Source organism: Pseudomonas sp. PSKL.D1 (assembly GCF_028898945.1).
Classification (GTDB): domain Bacteria; phylum Pseudomonadota; class Gammaproteobacteria; order Pseudomonadales; family Pseudomonadaceae; genus Aquipseudomonas.
The window spans coordinates 3945717-3967222 of the sequence record NZ_CP118607.1; the positions used below are offsets into that span (position 1 = coordinate 3945717).

General features: G+C 67.1%; 2 protein-coding genes (1 of these 2 only partly in view). Both read right to left on the reverse strand.

Annotated features, from left to right (window positions below):
* On the reverse strand, positions 1-17739 hold the full coding sequence (locus PVV54_RS17520; RefSeq protein WP_274906472.1) for a non-ribosomal peptide synthase/polyketide synthase: 17739 nt from the start codon (positions 17737-17739) through the stop codon (positions 1-3).
* Positions 17739-21506 carry the end of a non-ribosomal peptide synthetase gene (locus PVV54_RS17525; RefSeq protein ID WP_274906473.1) on the reverse strand. It continues 5889 nt past the right edge of the window, so the window shows 3768 of its 9657 coding nt (coding positions 5890-9657); the start codon falls outside the window, past its right edge; its stop codon occupies positions 17739-17741. Before PVV54_RS17525 ends, PVV54_RS17520 begins: the two co-directional genes overlap by 1 nt.

Here is a 21506-nt window from a genome sequence, read left to right on the forward strand (position 1 = left end):
TCAGCCGTGCAGGGCCTGCGCTTGCTCCAGGCAATCACACGCCTGCTCGATCAGCATCGGGTGCTGCAGCATCTGGAAGTGCGTGGCCGCCACTCGGTGGCTTGCCTGCACATTGCCCAATGCCTGCTCGAACGCTGCCCGGCTCGGCCGCTCGGCGTCGGCGTTCCACCAGCACAGCGTCGGTGCCTGCAACGCGGGCAACGCCTGCTGCTGTTCACCCAGCGCCTTGAGCCGCATGGCCACGACGAAGGTGTGGGCCAGGTCGTCGACCGAGAAGTTCAGGTGCGCGCGCCAGTCATCCCGCTCACGCAGCAGCCCTTCGATCAACCCCTGGATCCGAACCGCATCCTCCCCGGCAGGCAAGGCGAAGGCAGGCAACTGTTCAGGCGCCCGATTCAACGCGATGCTGAGGAACTGGCGCAGTTCGTGCCCCCAGTCCGCTGCTGGCGAGGTGCCCTGGGCGCGTGGCACGTAGCTGTCCGCCAGGCCCAGCCAGGCCACCTGCTGCCCCTGACGCTCCAGTTCGTGGGCCACCAGCACCGCCAGCGGGCCACCCAGCGACCAGCCCAGCAGGTAGTACGGGCCATGCGCCTGCTTCTGGCGGATGTACTGGGCATAGTCGATGGCCATGGCAGCCAGCGACTCGTCACGCCACTGGCGATCGATCTGCATGCGGCATTGCAGGCCATACACGCTGCGGATGCCCTCCAGGCTGCGGGCCAGCGGCTCGTAGTCGAACACCGTGCCGAACCCTGCGTGCAGGCAGAACAGCGGCGCCCGGCCTGCAACTTTGCCATTGAGCGGTAACAGCGGGTCGAGCGCACGCTCGGCCTCGGGCTGGTAGCCCGACAGTTCGGCGATGGTAGGCTTGCTCATCATGTCGCGCAGGCTCAGGGTCAGGCCCAGCTCCGGTTGCGCGCGGACCTTGCTCAGTACCTTGAGGGTACGTAGCGAGTCACCACCCAACTCGAAGAAGTTGTCGGTCATGCCCACCCGCTCGAGCTCCAGCACCTCCTGCCAGATCTGCGCCAGCGCACGTTCCAGGGCATTGCGCGGCGCCAGGTAGGCAGCGCGCTGCAGTTGCGGATCCGGCAATGCCTTGCGGTCGACCTTGCCATTGGGGCTGAGCGGGAACGCCTCGAGCAACACGATCTGCGCAGGCACCATGTAGTCAGGCAGCTGCCCTTGCAAGGCGGCGCGCAGGCTGTCGCCGTCGACCCCGCCCTCGGTTGTCACGTAGCCGACCAGCTGGCGGCTGCCTTGCACGTCGCGCGCCACCACGAGGGCATCACGCACCCCCGGCTCACGGCGCAGGCAAGCCTCGATCTCACCCAATTCGATACGGAAACCACGCACCTTGACCTGATGGTCCACCCTGCCCATGTAGTCCATCACACCGTCTTCACGCAGGCGCACCAGGTCACCGGTACGGTACAGCCGGCCACCCTCGCCGCCAAACGGGTCGGCGATGAAGCGTTCGGCACTCAGGCCAGGCTGCGCGCGGTAACCGCGGGCAAGGCCGATGCCACCGATGTAGAGTTCACCGACCACGCCATGCGGCAGCGGGTTGAGCTGATCGTCGAGCACGTACAGGGTACGGCTGCCGACCCGTTGGCCAATGGGTGCCACGGCCGCGCCACAAACGTCAGCGTCGCCAGCCTTCCACAGCAGTGGCGTGACCACGGTTTCGGTCGGGCCATAGCCATTGGTGATCCAGCGCGGTCGCAGGTTGCGCCGCACCAGTTCAAAGCTGGCCTCGGCTACCGCATCGCCACCGAAGCAATAGACCTGCACCGGTGGCGGGTTGTCGCGGCCTTGCCCGTATTCCGCCAGTTGTTGCAGGTAGGCCGGAGGGAAGCAGGCAATGCTGATGCCATGGGTGTGCAGCGCATCCCAGGTCTCTTGCGCCGTCCACAGGCGGTTGCCGCGCAGCACCAGGCCGCCACCGGCCAGCAATGTCGACAGCCAACGCTCCTGCGCACCGTCAAAGGCGAACGACATGAACAGCAGCTCGCGGGTCTGCGGGGTCATCGCGTAGCGCTCGATGATGGCTTCGCAATGCATCTGCAGCGGCCCTCGTGCCACGGCCACGCCTTTTGGCCTGCCGGTGGAGCCGGAGGTGTAGATCACATACGCCAGGCTGTCGTCATGCACTTGCGGCTGCGGGGCATGGTCGCCAGCGCCCTGCAGGTCCAACTGCTCCAGCACCAGTCGGCGTACCTGCGTCAGCGCGGGCAGGCGCTCGGTCACCGTGGCCTGGGTCAGCAGCAGGGCCATCGCCGAGTTCTCGGCGATCCACTGCAGGCGTTCGGCGGGGTAGTCGATGTCCAGCGGCACGTAGCCACCACCGGCCTTGAGCACGGCATAGAACGCCACGATGACGTCGACCGAGCGCTCCAGGGCGATGCCGACCAGCACTTCCGGGCCGACACCTTCGGCCGCCAGGCGGTTGGCCAGGCGGTTGGCGCGCAGCTCCAGCTCGGCGAAGGTCAGGGAAACGTCGTCGCAGACCACCGCGAGCGCCTGTGGCCGTTGCACGGCGTTGGCCTGCAGGCGTTCAAGCAGCGAGGCGGCACCGGTGTGCATTGCCGGCAGGCGGTTTGCCTCGCTCAGCAGGCGGCATTGCGCCTGCCCCAGAATGCCCAGGTTGCCGATCATCTGCGCCGGGGCATCGAGCACGCTCTGCAGCAGGTGTTCGAAGCTGTCGCGAATCTGCGCAGTGCCCTGCTCGGTGAAGCGGTTGCGCAGGTACAGGAACTCGATGTTCAGGCGCTCACCCAGGTTCACCGCCAAGTCCATGGCGTAGTTGGTGACATCGCGGCCCTCGGCCTGGCCAAAGCGCAGCTCGCCCTGGCCCAGGCCCTGCAGGCGTTCATCCACCGGGTAGTTCTCGAACACGATGATGCTGTCGAACAATGCCTGGCCACCTTGGCCCGACCAGCGCTGCACGTCGGCCAACGCCGCATGCTCGTGGTCGCGGACTTCCAGGTTGTAGGCTTGCAGCTCCAGCAGCCACTGGTCGAAGCGCTGGCCCGGCGCAGGCGCCTGGATGATCGGCAATGTGTTGATGAACAGCCCGAGCATCTGCTCCGAACCCGGCAGGGTCGCAGGGCGGCCCGCCACCGTGGCGCCGAAGCATACCTGCTGGCGACCACTGTAGCGCTGCAGCAGGATCAGCCAGACGGCCTGCACCAGTGTGTTGGGCGTGACCCGCAGGCGCTGGGCCTGCTCACGCAGCCGCGCGGTACGCGCCGCGTCCCAGTCCAGGTACAGCGCCGCATGGCCGGCCAGGCTTGCATCGGCCTTGGGGTACAGGCTGTCGGCCAGCAGGGTGGGCGCTTCCAGGCCGGCCAGCTTGCCTTTCCAGAACCCTTCCAGGGCGGTTTGCGGCTGCGCTTGCAACCAGGCGATGTAATCGCGGTAGCGCCCTTGCTTGGCCGGCAGTGCCTGCCCGGCATAGGCCACGAACACTTCGGCAAGCAATTGTGAGTTGCTCCAGCCGTCCATCAGCAGGTGGTGACGGGTCCAGATCAACTGATGGCGCTGGGCGTCCAGCCTTACCAGGGTCAGGCGCATCAGTGGCGCGGCCTGCAGGTCGAAGTTGGCCGCACATTGGCGGGCCAGGCCGGCCAGCGCCTGCGCATCCACTTCGCGGTCGCGCCAGTCCAGCACGGTGAACGGCATGCGCGCGGCGCGGTGCACCACTTGCAAGGGCTCGGCACTGCCGGCATTGCCGTGGAAGCTGCTGCGCAGCACCTCGTGACGGGCGATCACGGTGTCCCAGGCAGCCTGCATGCGCTGCACGTCCAGGCCCTCGACCGGCACACTGGTCTGGTTGATGTAAAGCTGCGCATCGGGCTCGGCCAGCGAATGGAAGTACATACCCATCTGCATCGGCGACATCGGGTAGATGTCCTCGATGTCCTGCGGTGCCACCGGCAAGGCATCGAGCTGAGCCTGGTCCAGGCCGGTCAACGGGAAGTCCGACGGCGTCACGCCGGCACTGTCGGCCAGCAGGCAGTGTTCGATCAACGCCGCCAGTTGCGTGCTGTAGCGATCGGCCAGTTGCTGGATCACTTCCGGGGCATAACGCTCGCGGCTGAAAGTCCAGTTCAGGCTCAGTTCGCCATTGAAGACCCTGCCATTGACCAGCAGGTCGTTGTTCAGCTCGGCATCGGCACCTTGTTCGGCACCGCCATGGGCGGAGCAAGGTACGAACAGTGCGGCCTCGTCGTCAGCGGCAAAACTGCCGTCGAACTGGCCCAGGTAGTTGAAGGTGACTTTCGGCTGCGCCAGGGCAGCCAGTGCCTCGCGCTGGGCATCGCTGCCCAGGTGGCGCAGCACGCCGTAGCCCAGGCCCTTGTCCGGGATGGCCCGCAGTTGCTCCTTGATCGCCTTGATCGAAGCGGCCAGGTCGGCCTGCGGGGTCAGGCGCAGCGGGAACACCGTGGTGAACCAGCCCACCGTGCGGGTCAGGTCGACATCGTCAAACAGTTCCTCACGGCCATGGCCTTCCAGGCGGATCAGCGCACTGTCGTTGCCGGTCCAGTCGGCCAGCGTGCGTGCCAGGGCGGTCAACAGCAGGTCGTTGACTTGGGTCCGGTAGGCGGCAGGGGCCTGCTGCAACAAGCGCTGGGTCACGCCCTGGTCCAGGCGCGTGCGCACGGTCTGCACATGACGGCTGTGTTGGGAGCCTTGCGGGTTGTGGCTGGGCAGGTTGATCGGCGTGCCTTGCAGTTGCGCCAGCCAGTAGTCGAACTGGCTAGCCAAGGCAGGCATCTGTGCGTGGGCCTGCAGGCGCTGGCCCCACTGCTGATAGCTGCTGGTCTTGGCCGGCAACTGCACGGGCTGGCCGGCGGCCAGTTGCTGGTAGGCGGTTTGCAGGTCTTCGAAGAGGATCCGCCACGACACGCCATCCACCACCAGGTGGTGAATCACCAGCAACAGGCGTTGCTCTCCATTGGGCAGCGTGGCCAGCACCGCGCGCAGCAGCGGCCCATTGGCCAGATCGAGGCTGGCCTGGGCCTGTTCGGCCAGTGGCAGCCACGCGTTTTCGTCGGCCAGTTCGGCTTGCCAGAGCAGCGCCGCTTGCACATGCGGTGCCGCATGCTCGGCCTGCCAGCCAGCGGCCTGCTCGATAAAGCGCAGGCGCAGGGCATCGTGATGGCTCAGCAGCGCATGCAGTGCCCGTTCCAGATGCTCGGCATCCACCGCCATGCGCATCTGCAGCACCACCGACTGGTTCCAGTGATGGCGTGTGGTCATGGCCGTGCCGAAGAAGCCTTGCTGGATCGGCAACAGCGGCATGCTGCCTGTCACTGGCCCCTGGTCCTGTTGCGTCAATTCCTCCAGGCGCGCCACCCGGGCCAATGCCTGGATGGTCTGTTGTTCGAACAGGTCCTTGGGGCTGAAGCGGATGCCGGCCTGACGGGCGCGGCTGACCACCTGGATCGAGATGATCGAGTCACCGCCCAGTTCGAAGAAGTTGTCGCTGGCACCTACCTGCGGCAAGCGCAGCACGTCCTGCCAAATGCCTGCCAGTGCTTGCTCCATCTCCCCCTGCGGTGCCACGTAGGCTTCCTGCGCCTGGCGGGCATCCGGCTGCGGCAGGGCCTTGCGGTCGAGCTTGCCGTTGGGGTTGAGCGGCAGCTTGTCCAGCAGCAGCAGGTGTGCCGGCACCATGTAGTCGGGCAGCTGCGCCTTGAGCTGGCCCTTGAGCCGCTCGCGCAGCGCGCTTTCGTCGGCGCCACCTTCCACCACCAGGTACGCCACCAGCTGCGCGCCGGCCGGGCCGGGCTGGGCCAGCACCACCGCTTCGCGCACCTGGGCATCGTCCAGCAGGCAGGTCTCGATTTCACCCAGCTCGATGCGGAACCCGCGCACCTTCACCTGGTGGTCGACCCGGCTCACGTAGTCCACCTGGCCATCGGCCAGGTAGCGCACCAGGTCACCGGTGCGGTAGGCACGTGCGCCCGCCTCAGCGGCGAACGGGTCCGGCACGAAGCGCTCGGCGGTCAGCGCCGCCTGGCCGTGGTAGCCACGGGCCAGGCACGAACCACCGATGTACAGCTCGCCCACCGCGCCCAACGGCAACAGCTCGACGCTCTCACCCAGCACATACAGGCGGGTGTTGGGCAGGGCACGGCCGATCGGCACACTGCCCGCGCCGGCTTGCGTGCGCTCGCCATGGGTGGCGTTGATCGCCGCTTCCGCCGGCCCGTAGCGGTTGTACAGGGCAACCCCCGGCAGGCGCTGCCGGGCACGTTCAAGCAGCTCGCGCGACAGCGCCTCACCGCCCGAGAACAGCCGCTTGAGGCTGCTGCAGGCGGCCAACCCCGGGGTTTCGATGAAGGCCTGCAACATCGACGGCACAAAGTGCAGGCTGCTTACCTGCTGCGCCTGGATCAGCGCCACCAGGCGCTCCGGGTCACGCTGGTCGCCGGGTTCGGCCAGCACCAGGCGCCCGCCCGCGCTCAGCGGCCAGAGGAACTCCCACACCGACACGTCGAAGCTGAACGAGGTCTTCTGCAGCACCCCCTCGCCGGCCTCCAGGCCATAGGCCTGCTGCATCCACAGCAGGCGCCCGAGCAAGGCACCGTGGTGGTTGCCCACCCCTTTCGGGCGCCCGGTGGAGCCGGAGGTGTAGATGATGTAGGCCAGGTTGTCGGCGCCCACGGCGCTCACCGGGTTGGCCGCGCTGTAGCCTTCCAGCGCCAGCGCATCCACTTCCAGCACCTGCAGCGCGCGCCCTGCCAGGGGCAGGCCCGGGCGGCTGGCACGGTTGCTCAGCAGCAGCGCGATGCCGCTGTCGTCGATCATGTAGGCCTGGCGCTCGGCCGGGTATTCCGGGTCCAGCGGCACATAGGCACCACCGGCCTTGAGCACCGCCAGCAGGCTGACCACCATCTCGACGCTGCGCTGCAGGGCGATGCCCACGCGCACATCCGGGCCAACGCCCAGCTCGATCAGGTGCTGCGCCAGGCGGTTGGCCCGGGTGTTCAGCGCCTGGTAGCTCAATGCCTGCCCTGCGAACACAAGGGCGGTGGCATCTGGCGTACGCTGTACCTGTTGTTCGAACAGCGCATGCACCGCGGCGTCTGCGCCGTAGTGCAGCAGCTCACCCTGCCAGCTGTGTAGCATCGCCTCGCGCGCATCGCCCACGGCAAATTCGAACGCCCCCAGGCAGGTCTGCTGTGGCGCTACGGCCAGCCAGTCGAGCAACTGCAGCAAGTGTTCGTTCAACCGTTCGATAGCCGCCGGGCTGAACTGCGCCAGGTCATGGCTGTAGTGCAAGTCCAGGCTGCTGCCCATGCCAACCGCCAGGCTCAACGGGTAGTTGGTGCGCACATTGTTGGCCACACTGCCGAACACCAGATCGGCCGGCGCTTCTTCCTGAAGCACCTCGGCGATCGGGTAGTTCTCGAACACCAGGATGTTGTCGAACAGCGCCTCGCCGCCCTGCCCGGCCCAGCGCTGGATATCGAACAGCGGCGTGTGCTCGTAGTCACGCAGGCCCAGGTTTTTCGCCTGCACTGCCTGCAGCCAGTCACCCACGCTGTGCTCGGGGCGAGGACGGGCGACTACCGGCAGCGTGTTGATGAACAGGCCGATCTGTTTCTCGATACCGACCAGTTCGATCGGCCGGCCCGCCACGGTGGCGCCGAACACCACCGTGTCCTGCCGGGTGTAGCGCTGCAGCAGCAGCAGCCAAGCGGCCTGCATCAAGGTATTGAGGGTAACCTTGTGCTGGCGCGCCGCAGCGTTCAAGCGCTCGGCCCGCTCACCCGCCACGCGCACCGAATGGATACCGTGCCCTTGCCCGGCGGCACCGAGGCTATCCAGCCCGCCCGTGCCTGCCAGGCGAGTCGGAGCGTCCAGGCCAGCCAGTTGCTGGCGCCAGAACGCCTCGGCAGCGCCGGCATCCTGACGTTGCAACCAGCCGATGTAATCGCGGTAGCGGCCACTGGCTTGAGGCAGGCTGGCGTGGGTGTAATGCTGCATCACCTCGCCCATCAGCTGCGAACTGCTCCAGCCATCCATCAGGATGTGATGGTTGGTGTAAATCAGGTGGTGCTGGCCAGCACCGGTGTCTACCGCCAGCAAGCGCAACAGCGGCGCACTGGCCAGCTCGAAACCACGGCTGCGTTCGGCCGCGGCCAGCGTATCCAGGGCCTGGGCCAGATCGTCGGCGGCAGGCCGGGCGAGCACCTCGAATGGCATGTCGACCTGGCGCTGCACGCATTGCAGTGGCTGCTCCAGGCCCTCCCAGAGGAAGCTGGTGCGCAGGATATCGTGCTTGTCCATCACCGCCTGCCAGGCCTGACGGAAACGCGCCAGGTCCAGGCCGCGGACATCCAGGCGCATCTGCCCCAGGTACTGGGCACTGCCCTGCTCGTACAGGCTGTGGAACAGCATGCCCTGCTGCATCGGCGACAGCGGATACAGATCCTCGATCTGCCGAGGCTCGGGGGCCAGCTTGTCCAGGTGCTCCTGGTCCAGACGCGCCAACGGGAAGTCCGAAGGCGTCACCCCCGCGTTGCCCGGCGCGATGCAGTGGCTGATCAACGCCTGCAACTGGGCCAGGTAGGCTTGCGCCAGCGCTTCGATGGCCGCGCTGTCGAACACCTCGCGGCTGAAGGTCCAGGCCAGGCTCAGGTGCCCGTCGTAGACTTGGCCATTGACGGTCAGCCAGTTCCCCAGCGGGGCATCCGCGGCCTGGTCGGCACCGGCAGGTTCACCGGACGGCGCAAACAGGGCTGCAGCATCGCCGCTGAAACTGCCATCGAACTGCCCCAGGTAGTTAAAGGTGACTTTTGGTTGCGCCAGGGCTGCCAGAGCCTGACGCTGGGCATCACTGCCCAGGTAGCGCAGCACGCCGTAGCCCAGGCCCTTGTCCGGGATGGCCCGCAGTTGCTCCTTGATCGCCTTGATCGAAGCGGCCAGGTCGGCTTGCGGGGTCAGGCGCAGCGGGAACACCGTGGTGAACCAGCCCACCGTGCGGGTCAGGTCGACGTCGTCGAACAGTTCCTCACGGCCATGGCCTTCCAGGCGGATCAGCGCACTGTCGTTGCCGGTCCAGTCGGCCAGCGTGCGTGCCAGGGCGGTCAACAGCAGGTCGTTGACCTGGGTCCGGTAGGCGGCAGGGGCCTGCTGCAACAACTGCTGGGTAACTTCGCGGCCCAGTCGCACCTGCACGGTGTGGGCGTCGCGATTGTACTGCGCGGCGTGCGGATCGGCGCACGGCAGCACAGGGTCTACAGGAGCCGACTGGGTCAGCCAGTAATCGAACTGGGCATCCAGCGCGCCGTCACGGGCATGGCGCGACAGGCGCTCGCCCCACTGCTGGTAGCTGGTCGTCTTGGCCGGCAGTTGCACCCGCTGGCCAGCGGCCAGTTGCCGATAGGCGGTTTGCAGGTCTTCAAAGAGAATCCGCCACGACACGCCATCCACCACCAGGTGGTGAATCACCAGCAACAGGCGTTGCTCGCCAGCCGGCAGGTTGGCCAGCACGGCGCGCAGCAGTTGCCCGCGTGCGGGGTCAAGGCTGGTATGGGCACGCTGGGCCAGGGCCTGCACGGCGTCGCCATCGACGGCATCGGCCTGCCACAGCAACGCTTCGTGCTGCTGCCGGGCAGCCACTTCGGCCACGCTCAGGTGGGTGGCCTGCAACGTTTCGCCCTGGCCGGCGAAGCACAGCCGCAGCGCATCGTGGTGGTTGACCAGCGCGGCCAGCGCCTGCTCAAGGATGGCCGCCTGCAGCGGCTCGCCGGGCTTGAGGGAAACTGACTGGTTCCAGTGCTCGGGGTGGCTCAGGCCTTTGTCGAAGAAGCCTTGCTGGATTGGCAACAGCGGCATGCTGCCTGTCACCGGCCCCTGGTCCTGTTGCGTCAATTCCTCCAGGCGCGCCACCCGGGCCAATGCCTGGATGGTCTGTTGTTCGAACAGGTCCTTAGGGCTGAAGCGGATGCCGGCCTGACGGGCGCGGCTGACCACCTGGATCGAGATGATCGAGTCACCGCCCAGTTCGAAGAAGTTGTCGCTGGCACCTACCTGCGGCAAGCGCAGCACGTCCTGCCAAATGCCTGCCAGTGCTTGTTCCATCTCCCCCTGCGGTGCTACGTAGGCTTCCTGCGCCTGGCGGGCATCCGGCTGCGGCAGGGCCTTGCGGTCGAGCTTGCCGTTGGGGTTGAGCGGCAGCTTGTCCAGCAGCAGCAGGTGTGCCGGCACCATGTAGTCGGGCAGCTGCGCCTTGAGCTGGCCCTTGAGCCGCTCGCGCAGCGCGCTTTCGTCGGCGCCACCTTCCACCACCAGGTACGCCACCAGCTGCGCGCCGGCCGGGCCGGGCTGGGCCAGCACCACCGCTTCGCGCACCTGGGCATCGTCCAGCAGGCAGGTCTCGATTTCACCCAGCTCGATGCGGAACCCGCGCACCTTCACCTGGTGGTCGACCCGGCTCACGTAGTCCACCTGGCCATCGGCCAGGTAGCGCACCAGGTCACCGGTGCGGTAGGCACGTGCGCCCGCCTCAGCGGCGAACGGGTCCGGCACGAAGCGCTCGGCGGTCAGCGCCGCCTGGCCGTGGTAGCCACGGGCCAGGCACGAACCACCGATGTACAGCTCGCCCACCGCGCCCAACGGCAACAGCTCGACGCTCTCACCCAGCACATACAGGCGGGTGTTGGGCAGGGCACGGCCGATCGGCACACTGCCCGCGCCGGCTTGCGTGCGCTCGCCATGGGTGGCGTTGATCGCCGCTTCCGCCGGCCCGTAGCGGTTGTACAGGGCAACCCCCGGCAGGCGCTGCCGGGCACGTTCAAGCAGCTCGCGCGACAGCGCCTCACCGCCCGAGAACAGCCGCTTGAGGCTGCTGCAGGCGGCCAACCCCGGGGTTTCGATGAAGGCCTGCAACATCGACGGCACAAAGTGCAGGCTGCTTACCTGCTGCGCCTGGATCAGCGCCACCAGGCGCTCCGGGTCACGCTGGTCGCCGGGTTCGGCCAGCACCAGGCGCCCGCCCGCGCTCAGCGGCCAGAGGAACTCCCACACCGACACGTCGAAGCTGAACGAGGTCTTCTGCAGCACCCCCTCGCCGGCCTCCAGGCCATAGGCCTGCTGCATCCACAGCAGGCGCCCGAGCAAGGCACCGTGGTGGTTGCCCACCCCTTTCGGGCGCCCGGTGGAGCCGGAGGTGTAGATGATGTAGGCCAGGTTGTCGGCGCCCACGGCGCTCACCGGGTTGGCCGCGCTGTAGCCTTCCAGCGCCAGCGCATCCACCTCCAGCACCTGCAGCGCGCGCCCTGCCAGGGGCAGGCCCGGGCGGCTGGCACGGTTGCTCAGCAGCAGCGCGATGCCGCTGTCGTCGATCATGTAGGCCAGGCGCTCGGCCGGGTATTCCGGGTCCAGCGGCACATAGGCACCACCGGCCTTGAGCACCGCCAACAGGCTGACCACCATCTCGACGCTGCGCTGCAGGGCGATGCCCACGCGCACATCCGGGCCAACGCCCAGCTCGATCAGGTGCTGCGCCAGGCGGTTGGCCCGGGTGTTCAGCGCCTGGTAGCTCAATGCCTGCCCTGCGAACACAAGGGCAGTGGCGTCTGGCGTGCGCTGTACCTGTTGCTCGAACAATTCATGCACACGCGCTTCGGCGGCATAGCTGATTGCCGGAATATCGTTCCAGGTCTGAAGTTGAAGCTCGCGCTCCGCGGGCATCAGCAATTCCAGCTCGGCGACGCGCGCCTGCGCTGGCTGCTCGACGATCTGCAGCAGCAAGTTGAGCAAGTGCTGGTTCAGTTGCCCGATGATCGTGCTGTCGTAATGAGCGCGCGCGTAGCTGTAGTGCAACGACAGTGTCTGGCCAAGGTTGACGGCCAGGGTCAGCGGGTAGTTGGTGCGCACTTCGCTGCTGATTTCACTGAATGCCAAGCCTTGCGGCGCCCCCTCCTGAAGGGCTTCGGAGATCGGGTAGTTCTCGAACACCAGAATGTTGTCGAACAGCGCCTCGCCGCCCTGCCCCGCCCAACGCTGGATAGCGTTGAGCGCGGTGTGCTCGTACTCGCGTGCGGCCAGGTTGGTCGCCTGCAAGCCTTGCAGCCACTCACCCAGGGCCAGCCCGGCGTGCGGTGTGCCCAGCACTGGCAAGGTGTTGATGAACAGGCCGATCATCTGCCCGGCCCCCGCCAGCGCGGCCGGGCGCCCTGCCACCGTAGCACCGAAGGCCACGCAGGCCTGGCCGGTATAGCGTTGCAACAGCAACTGCCAGGCGCCCTGCACCAGGGTGTTGACGGTGACCTTGTGCTGACGCGCGCTGGCCTGCAGGCGCTGAGTCTGTTCAATGCTGAGGCGGGCATGCAAATCATCGTGCCCGCTACCGGCCTGTACCTGGCCGGCCACGGCTTCGGCCAGACGAGTGGGTGCCTGCAATGCCTGAAGCTGGCCCCGCCAGAATGCCTCGCACTGCTGCGGGTCCTGGCGTTCCAGCCAGTCAATGTAGTCACGGAAGCGCGCCGGTGCGCCAGCAGGTGGCTGGCCACGGTAATGCTGCAGCACTTCACCCATCAGTTGCGCGCTGCTCCAACCGTCCATGAGGATGTGGTGGCTGGTGTAGATCAGGTGATAACCGTCGTCTTCGGTACGGGCCAGAACCAGGCGCATCAGCGGCGCGCTGCCAAGGTCGAATCCGGCATCGTGCTCTTGACGGGCCAGGGTTTGCAGCGCCCCTGCGAGGTCATCAAAGCCACGCAGGTCTTCGATACGCATCGGCATCGGCAGCGACCGGTGCACCAGCTGCAGCGGCCGTTCGCCGAGGTTCCAGAGGAAACGGCTACGCAGGATTTCGTGCTGCGCCAGCACCTGCTGCCAGGCCTCACGGAACCGCTGCGGGTCCAGGCCGCTGACGTTCATGCGCATCTGGTTGATGTAGCCGCCGGCATTCTGTTCATAGAGGGTGTGGAACAGCATGCCCTGCTGCATCGGCGACAGCGGATAGATGTCCTCGATCTGACCCGCCGCTACCGGCAACCCATCAAGCTGGGCCTGCGTCAGGCCGGCCAGGGGAAAGTCGGAAGAGGTGACGCCGGCGTTCGGGTGGCTGGTGCAGTGGGCGATCAACACCTGCAGTTCGTCAGCGTACCGTGCAGCCAGTTGCTCAATGGTCGCGCGGTCATACTGGGCATCGCTGAAATGCCAGCCCAGGCGCAGTTGGCCATCGTAGACCTGGCCGTTGATGGTCAGCCAGTTGCCCAGCGGCGCCTGCTCGCTGTGCTCGGCACCTGCCGGCTCGGGGGCGGGTGCCCACAGCTGGCCTTCGCGGGTGTCGAAACTGCTGTCGAACTGGCCAAGGTAGTTGAAGGTCAGGCGCGCGTTGGGCAGTGCCGCCAGCGTCGCACGCGTGGCATCGTCGCCCAGGTGGCGCAGCACGCCAAAGCCCAGGCCCTTGTCGGGGATGGCACGCAGTTGTTCCTTGATCTGCTTGATCGAGCCCGGCATGTCGGCGGCCGGGGTCAGCAGTACCGGGTAGACGCTGGTGAACCAGCCGACGGTGCGGCTCAGGTCGATGTCGTCGAACAGCGCCTCGCGGCCATGGCCTTCCATCTGTATCAGCAACGACGCTTCACCCGTCCAGCGCACCATCACCCGTGCCAGCGCGGCCAGCAACAGGTCGTTGACCTGGGTCCTGTAGCTGCTGTTGCAGGCCTGCAGCAACTGGCGCGTGGCCGAGGCATCAAGGCGGGTGTGCACATGCTGCGCGCGGCGGCTGGCCAGGTCTTCGCTGGCGCGATCGCGCGGCAGGTCAAGCGGTGCCTGTTGCAGGCTGGCCTGCCACTGCTGCACCTGGGCCTGGCGCGCCTCGGCCTGAGCCCACTCGCGCAGGCGTTCGGCCCAGGTTTTCAGGGAGCTGGTCTTGGCAGGCAACGCAGCCGGTTCGCCGGCCAGTTGGCGTGCATAGGCAGCGGCCAGGTCCTCCAGCAGAATGCGCCAGGACACACCGTCCACCACCAGGTGGTGAATGACCAGCAACAGCCGCTGCTGGCCATCCGGCAGCTGCGCCAGCATGGCCCGCAGCAACGGGCCGTCCGCCAGGTCAAGGCTGCGCTGGGCGCGCTCGCAGGCAGCCAGCAACGCGTCGGCATCGGCCACTTCGACCTGCCACAGCAAAGGCTGTGCCTGGGCCTGCTCGACGCCGCGGTAACTGGCCTGCCAGTGCCCGGCCTGGTGCTCGAACACCAGACGCAGGGCGTCATGGTGACGCAGGATCGCCTGCAGTGCCTGCTCCAGGGCCTGGGCATGCAACGGCTGGGAAGCGTTGAGCAGCAACGACTGGTTCCAGTGATGGCGTTGCGGCACGGCGTCTTCGAAGAACAGTTGCTGCACGGGCAGCAGTGGCGTCGGGCCCACCACCGGCGACTGGTCGACCTGCAGGGCCGGCCCGCCCACCTGGGCAACCCGGGCCAGGCCCAGCACTGTCTGATGCTGGAACAGGTCTTTAGGGGTGAAATGAATACCTTGCGCGCGTGCCCGGCTCACCACCTGGATGGACACGATCGAGTCGCCACCCAGTTCGAAGAAGTTGTCCGCCAGCCCTACACGCTCAAGCTTCAACACCTGTTGCCAGATGTCGGCAATCTGCTGCTGCAGCGGTGTCTGCGGCGCCTGGTAGGCTTGCTGCAGCGCGCTCAGGTCCGGTTGTGGCAGGCGCTTGCGGTCGACCTTGCCATTGGGTGTCAGCGGCAGGCTGGCCAGCACCAGCAGGTGCGCCGGCACCATGTAGTCGGGCAGCTGTTGCTTGAGCCGGGCGCGCAAGGCTTCACGCAAGTCGCCTTCGCGGGTAGCGTCCGCCAGTATGGCCTCGGCCCCTTCAGGCACCACGTAGCCAACCAGTTGCTGGCCACTCGGGCCTTCGCAGGCCACCACAACCGCTTCGCGAATGCCCTCGCTTTCGAGCAGGCGTGCCTCGACTTCACCCAGCTCGATGCGGAAGCCCCGCACCTTCACCTGGCGGTCGATACGCCCGAGGTAATCGATGATGCCGCTGCCGCGCTGGCTCACCAGGTCGCCACTGCGGTACAGCCGGGCGCCCTCGCCGAACGGGTCTGGCACAAAGCGCTCGGCGGTCAGCGCCGGGCGCTTCAGGTAACCACGGGCCAGGCCTTGGCCACCCAGGTACAGTTCACCGGGGATGCCCAATGGCAGCAGGTTGAGGTCAGCATCGAAGACATAGGCTCGGCGCTCGCCGACACGGTCACCGATCGGCGCGTACGCGGCGCCGCAGGGGTCGTGCTCGGCCGCCTTCCAGATCAGCGGCGTGACCACCGTTTCGGTCGGGCCGTAACCGTTGATGATGTAGGTCGGGCGCAGTACACGGCGGGCCAGGGCATAGCTGGCCTCGGCCACGGCATCACCACCAAAGCAGTAGACCCGCACCGGCGGCGGGTTGCCATCGCGCTCTGCATGCTCGGCCAGCTGTTGCAGGTAGACCGGCGGGAACGCTGCCACGGTGACGCCGTGCGTGTGCATGGCGTTGTAGGTCTGCTCCGGAGTCCACAACTGCGGGTCACGGATAAGCAACGAGGCTCCGTGGGTCAACGCGGTCAGCCAGCGCTCATGGGCCCCGTCGAAGGCGAACGACATGAAATGCAGCTCGCAGTCGGCCGCGCTCATCTCGTAACGGGCTCCGATCGCCCGGCAATGCATGGCGATCGGCCCATGGGCGACGGCCACGCCCTTGGGCAGGCCGGTGGAGCCGGAGGTGTAGATGACGTACGCGAGGTTGTCGGCAGCCACCTCCACCGAGGGCGCATGGCCAGGCTGGGCGGCCAGGTCCAGCTGGTCCAGCGCCAGGGTCGCCAGGCCTTGCGGCACGGGCAAACGCTGCAACAGCGAATGGTCACTGAGCAACAGCGCCATGCCACTGTCCTGCATCAGGTAGGCCAGGCGCTCCCGGGGATATTCCGGGTCAAGCGGGGTGTAGGCACCGCCGGTCTTGAGCACCGCCAGCAGGCTCACGACCATCTGCAGGCCACGCTCCAGCGCGATACCCACCAGCACTTCCGGGCCGACGCCTGCCTTGATCAGGGCATGGGCCAGGCGGTTGGCCTGTTGGTCGAGCTCGGCGAAGCTCATGCGCTGGTCGCCAAACAGCAGCGCGGTGGCGTCGGGAGCCTGCGCCGCCAGTTCGGCGATGCGCACATGCACCAGCGGGCCATCGACATGGCGCAAGTCCGGCGCGTTGCGTTCGGCCAGCAGATGATCCCACTCGGCCTGCGCAAGCAACGGCAGCTCGGCGATGCATTGCGCCGGGTTGGCGACAATACCGCGCAGCAGGGTCAGCCAGTGGCCGCCAAGGCGCTCGATGGTAGTGGCGTCGAACAGGTCGCAGGCATACGTCAGCGATGCCCAAAGGCCATCCTCACCTTCAACGGTATCCAGGGTCAGGTCGAACGAGGCGTTGTGGCTTTCCCAGAACATGCCCTCGATGCTCAGCCCCGGCAACTGCCGGGCGCGGTTGTCACGGGCCTGGCGGTCCTGGCGCTGGTGGTTGTACATCACCTGGAACAGCGGGTTGTGGCTGAGGCTGCGATCAGGCTGCAGGGCCTCAACCAATTGCTCGAAGGGCAGGTCCTGGTGGGCCTGGGCACCGAGCACCGCCTGTTTCACCTGCTGCAGCACGGCCCTGAACGCCAGCGGCCCTTCGACGTCGGCACGCAGCACCTGGGTGTTGACGAAGAAACCCAGCAGGCGGTCGGTCTCGACCCGGTTGCGGTTAGCGGTGGGCACGCCGACGCGAATGTCGGTCTGCCCGCTGTAGCGGTGCAGCAGCACCTGGAACGAGGCCAGCAGCAGCATGAACAGGGTCGCCTGCTCCTGCTGCGCCAGGGCCTGCAGGGCCTGACTGAGGGTGCGGTCCAGCGGCAGGTCGAAGCGTGCGCCACGCAGGCTTGGCTGGGCCGCACGCGGGCGGTCGGTGGGCAGTTCCAGCACCGGCTGGCGATCGCCCAGTTGCTCGCGCCAGTAAGCCAGCTGCTGCTCGCTGCCACCGGCCTCCATCCAGCGCCGCTGCCACACGGCATAGTCGGCGTACTGGATGGCCAGTGCCGGCAAGTGCACCGGGCGCTGCTCGACAAAGCCGAGGTAAAGTTGCATCAGCTCGTCCACCATCACCTGCATCGACCAGCCATCCGAGACGATATGGTGCTGCACCATCACCAGCACATGCTCGTCCTCGGCCACTGCCAGCAGGCCGACACGCACCAGCGGGCCGCGCTCCAGGTCGAAAGTCTTCGCCACCTGCTGTTCGATCAACGCCTGGATGTGCGCCTCGCGCTCATCCGCCGCGCTGCCTGCTGGCAGCTCGAGGCGTTCGATGGCAAGCGGCAACTGCGCCTGCACCTGCTGGCGCGGCCGCTCCCCGTCGAGGACGAAGGTGGTGCGCAGGGTTTCGTGGCGTGCGACCAGGGCATCGAACGCCTGTTGCAGCGCAGCGGCATCCAGCTGACCGCGCAGGCGCAGCGCGGTGGGGATGTGGTAGGCGCTGCTGCCAGGCTCCAGTTGCCACAGGAACCACTGGCGCTCCTGGGCGAACGACAACGGCAGCTGGTCGAGCTCGTCACGGATTTCGGGGATCGGCAGGTTGGCAGGCGAAACCTGCTGCTCGGCCATTTTCGCCAGGTACTGGCGGCGCTTGTCCAGCGGCAAGGCGATGAAGCGCTTGGCGATACGCAGGGCGGCGGAGCGGTCCATTACACCTCCTCCATTTCGTCGAGCAGGCTTTCCAGCTGGTTCAGGGTGGAGTCGTCCATGCCGTCACCCCCTTGCTCCAGCTGACGGGCCAGTTCGCCCAGGGTCGGGTATTGGAAAATCAATTGCGCAGTTGCCTTCATACCAAGCTCGAGTTGAATGCGTGAAACCAGGCTCACGACGAGAAGAGAGTGGCCGCCCAGCTCGAAGAAGTGGTCGTTCAGGCCGACCTTCTCGAGCTTGAGCACGTCCTGCCAGATCGCAGCCAACTGGCATTCGACCGGGCTTTGCGGCGCCACGTAGAGATGTTGTTGCGCCACCTGCGGCACCGGCAACGCCTTGCGGTCCAGTTTGCCGTTGGGGCTGAGCGGCCATTGCTCGAGCATCACCCATTGGTTGGGCACCATGTACTCGGGCAGGTTGGCTTTGAGGTGGGCCTTGAGGCGTTCGCGCAATTGCACCTGGCGTTGAGCCTCCAGGTCTGCCTCGGTGACCAGCACGTAGCCCACCAGTTGCGGGCCGGCGGCACCTGGCTGGGCCAGCACCACGGCCTCACGCACGGGGTCCAGGTCCAGCAAGCGCGCCTCGATCTCGCCCAGCTCGATGCGCTGGCCACGGATCTTCACCTGATGGTCCAGACGGCCCAGGTATTCCAGGGCGCCGTCGGCGCGGTAGCGCACCAGGTCACCGGTGCGGTACAGGCGTTCGCCATCACCCAGCGGGCTGGCCACGAAGCGCTCGGCGGTCAGCGCCGGGCGGCGGTGGTAACCGCGCGCCAGGCCCACGCCACCGAGGTACAGCTCGCCGGCCACGCCGGGCACCACCGGTTGCAGCGCGGCGTCCAGCACGTGGGTTTGCAGGTTGGCGATCGGCCGGCCGATCGGCACGTTGTCGCTGCCCTCTTCCACGCAGGTCCAGTGCGTCACGTCGATGGCCGCCTCGGTCGGGCCGTACAGGTTGTACAGCGCCGCCTTCGGCAGACGGGCGAACACCTGGGCCTGGGCATCCAGCGGCAGCGCCTCGCCACTGCAGACGATGCGCCGCAGGCTGTGGCAACCGCCCAGGTCCGGCGACTGCAGGAACACCTGCAGCATCGACGGCACGAAGTGCAACGTGCTGACCGCATGCTGCTCGATCAGCTCGACCAGGCGCGCCGGGTCGCGGTGCGCTCCCGGCTCGGCGACCACCAGCTGCGCGCCGGTCATCAGCGGCCAGAAGAACTCCCACACCGACACGTCGAAGCTGAACGGCGTCTTCTGCAGCACCCGGTCGCCAGCGCCCAGGCCATAGGCCTGCTGCATCCAGTGCAGGCGGTTGGCCAGGGCCTGGTGGCGGTTGCCGGCACCCTTCGGCTTGCCGGTGGAACCCGAGGTGTAGATCACGTAGGCCAGGTGCTCCGGGGCCACGTCGACCTGTGGGTTGGCGCACTCGGCCAGCTCCGTTTCAGGCGCTTCCAGCAGCAGCGTCGGCAGCGTCGCCGGCACCGGCAGGCTCAAACCGCGCTGCTGCAGCAACAGCGCCATGCGGCTGTCGTCGATCATGTACGCCAGGCGCTCTTCGGGGTACTCCGGGTCCAGTGGCAGGTAGGCGCCACCCGCCTTGAGAATCGCCAGCAGGCCGATGACCATCTCCAGCGAGCGCTCGGCGGCGATGCCCACCAGCACATCCGGGCCAACACCACGGGCAATCAACTCATGGGCCAGGGCGTTGGCGGCAGTGTTCAGCTCGCGGTAGCTGAGCTGGCGGGCGCCGAACACCAGGGCGGTGGCTGCGGGGCTGCGCTCGACCTGCTGTTCGATCAGGCGGTGCACACGGTATTCGTCCGCATAACGCTGGGCGGTGTCGTTCCAGGCCTGCAGGGTTTGCTGCTGCCGGGCATCCATCAACATCAGGTCGGCTACCCGCGCCCGCGGGTCGGCAAGCATGCCGCGCAGCACGTTCTGCCAATGGCCAGCCAGGCGCTCGATGGTGCTGGCGTCGAACAGGTCGGTGGCGTAGGTCAGGGTTGCGCCCAGGCCTTGGGCGGTCTCGAAGGTATCCAGCGCCAGGTCGAACTGCGCGCTCTGGTGCTCGCCGCTCAAGGTCTCGACTTCCAGCTGCGGTACCTGGAAGCCTTCACCCAACTGCTGGTCGAGGGCGTTGCGGTGGTTGAACATGACCTGGAACAGCGGGTTGTGGCTCAGGCTGCGTGCCGGCTGCAAGGCCTCGACCAGTTGCTCGAAGGGCAGGTCCTGGTGCTGCTGGGCGCCCAGCGCCGCCTGGCGCACCTGTTCGAGCAGCGCTTCGACCGTCAGCGTGCTGTCAAAACGCGCACGCAGCACCTGGGTGTTGACGAAGAAGCCGATCAGTCGCTCGGTTTCCAGGCGGTGACGGTTGGCCACCGGCACGCCTACACGGATATCGTCCTGCCCGCTGTAACGTTGCAACAGGGCCTGGAAGGAAGCCAGCAGCAGCATGAACAGGGTGACGTTGTGCTGCTGCGCCAAGTGCTGCAGGCCGGTGGCCAGGTCCACGTCCAACGTCAGGGCCAGGCGCGCGCCACGGTAGCTTTGCAGCGCCGGGCGGGCATGGTCGGTGGGCAGTTCCAGCACTACCGGTTCGGCGCCCAGCTGCTCACGCCAGTACACCAGCTGGCGCTCACGTTCGCCGGCGGCGAGCCAGTCACGCTGCCAGTGGGCATAGTCGAGGTACTGCACCGGCAGCAGTGGTAGCGCGGGCAGGCTGCCGCCGGCCAGGCTGGCATAGCTCTGCATCCACTCATCGACCATCACCTGCATCGACCAGCCGTCAGAGACGATGTGGTGTTGCACCAGGGTCAGCACATGGTCACGGGCGCCCAGTCGCAGCACGCCAATGCGCAGCAGCGGGCCGTTGACCAGATCGAAGGTCTGCGCGGTCTGTGCCTGGATGAAGGCCTGGATGCCTGCCGCTTCGTCGCCCTCGGCAGCGGCTGATTGCACGCTGATCGGCAGGCGCAACTGGGCATGGATGACCGGGCGTACCTGAGCCTGTTCCTGGATGAACGTGGTTCGCAAGCTCTCGTGACGCTCCACCAGCAGGTTGAAGCTGTCCTCCAGAGCCTGCAGGTCCAGATCACCGCGCAAGCGCAAGGCCATCGGGATGTGATAGGCGGTGCTGTGCGGCTCCAGTTGCCAGAGGAACCACTGGCGCTCCTGGGCGAACGACAGTTGCAGCGGCTGGTTGCGGTCGATGGCGACAATCCGCGCCGCGCGGCTGCCTTGCAGCTCGCCGAGCGCCTGGGTAAAGGCCTGCAGGGTGCTGTGCTCGAACATCAGCGCCAGCGGCACCTCAAGGTCGAGCTCCTGGGCAACCCGCGAGACCACTTGGGTGGCGAGCAGCGAATGCCCGCCAAGGTCGAAGAAGTGATCGGCCATGCCCACCTGCTCCAGGTGCAGCACCTGAGCCCAGATGGCCGCGACCTTGCGCTCCAGCGCCGTGACCGGCGCCTGGAACTCGCGTTGTGCCTGGGCCATGTCCGGCGCCGGCAGGGCCTTGCGGTCGAGCTTGCCATTGGGGCTCAGCGGCATGGCTGCCAGCCACACCAGTTGCGCAGGCACCATGTAGGCAGGCAGGCGGTTGGCCAGCTCAGCCTTGAGCTGCGCTTGCCAGGCCAGCAAATCGGCAGGCTGGCGCGGGTCGGCGACGTACCCGACCAGGTGCTGGCCCTGGGCGTCGCGCTGGGCCACTACCACGGTTTCACCGGCACCGGCCACTTCCAGCAGGCGCGCCTCGATCTCGCCCAGCTCGAT

Coding starts and splice junctions, on each gene's coding strand:
- PVV54_RS17520 (WP_274906472.1), bottom strand. CDS start 17,739: ATGGACCGCTCCGCCGCCCTGCGTATCGCCAAGCGCTTCATCGCCTTG.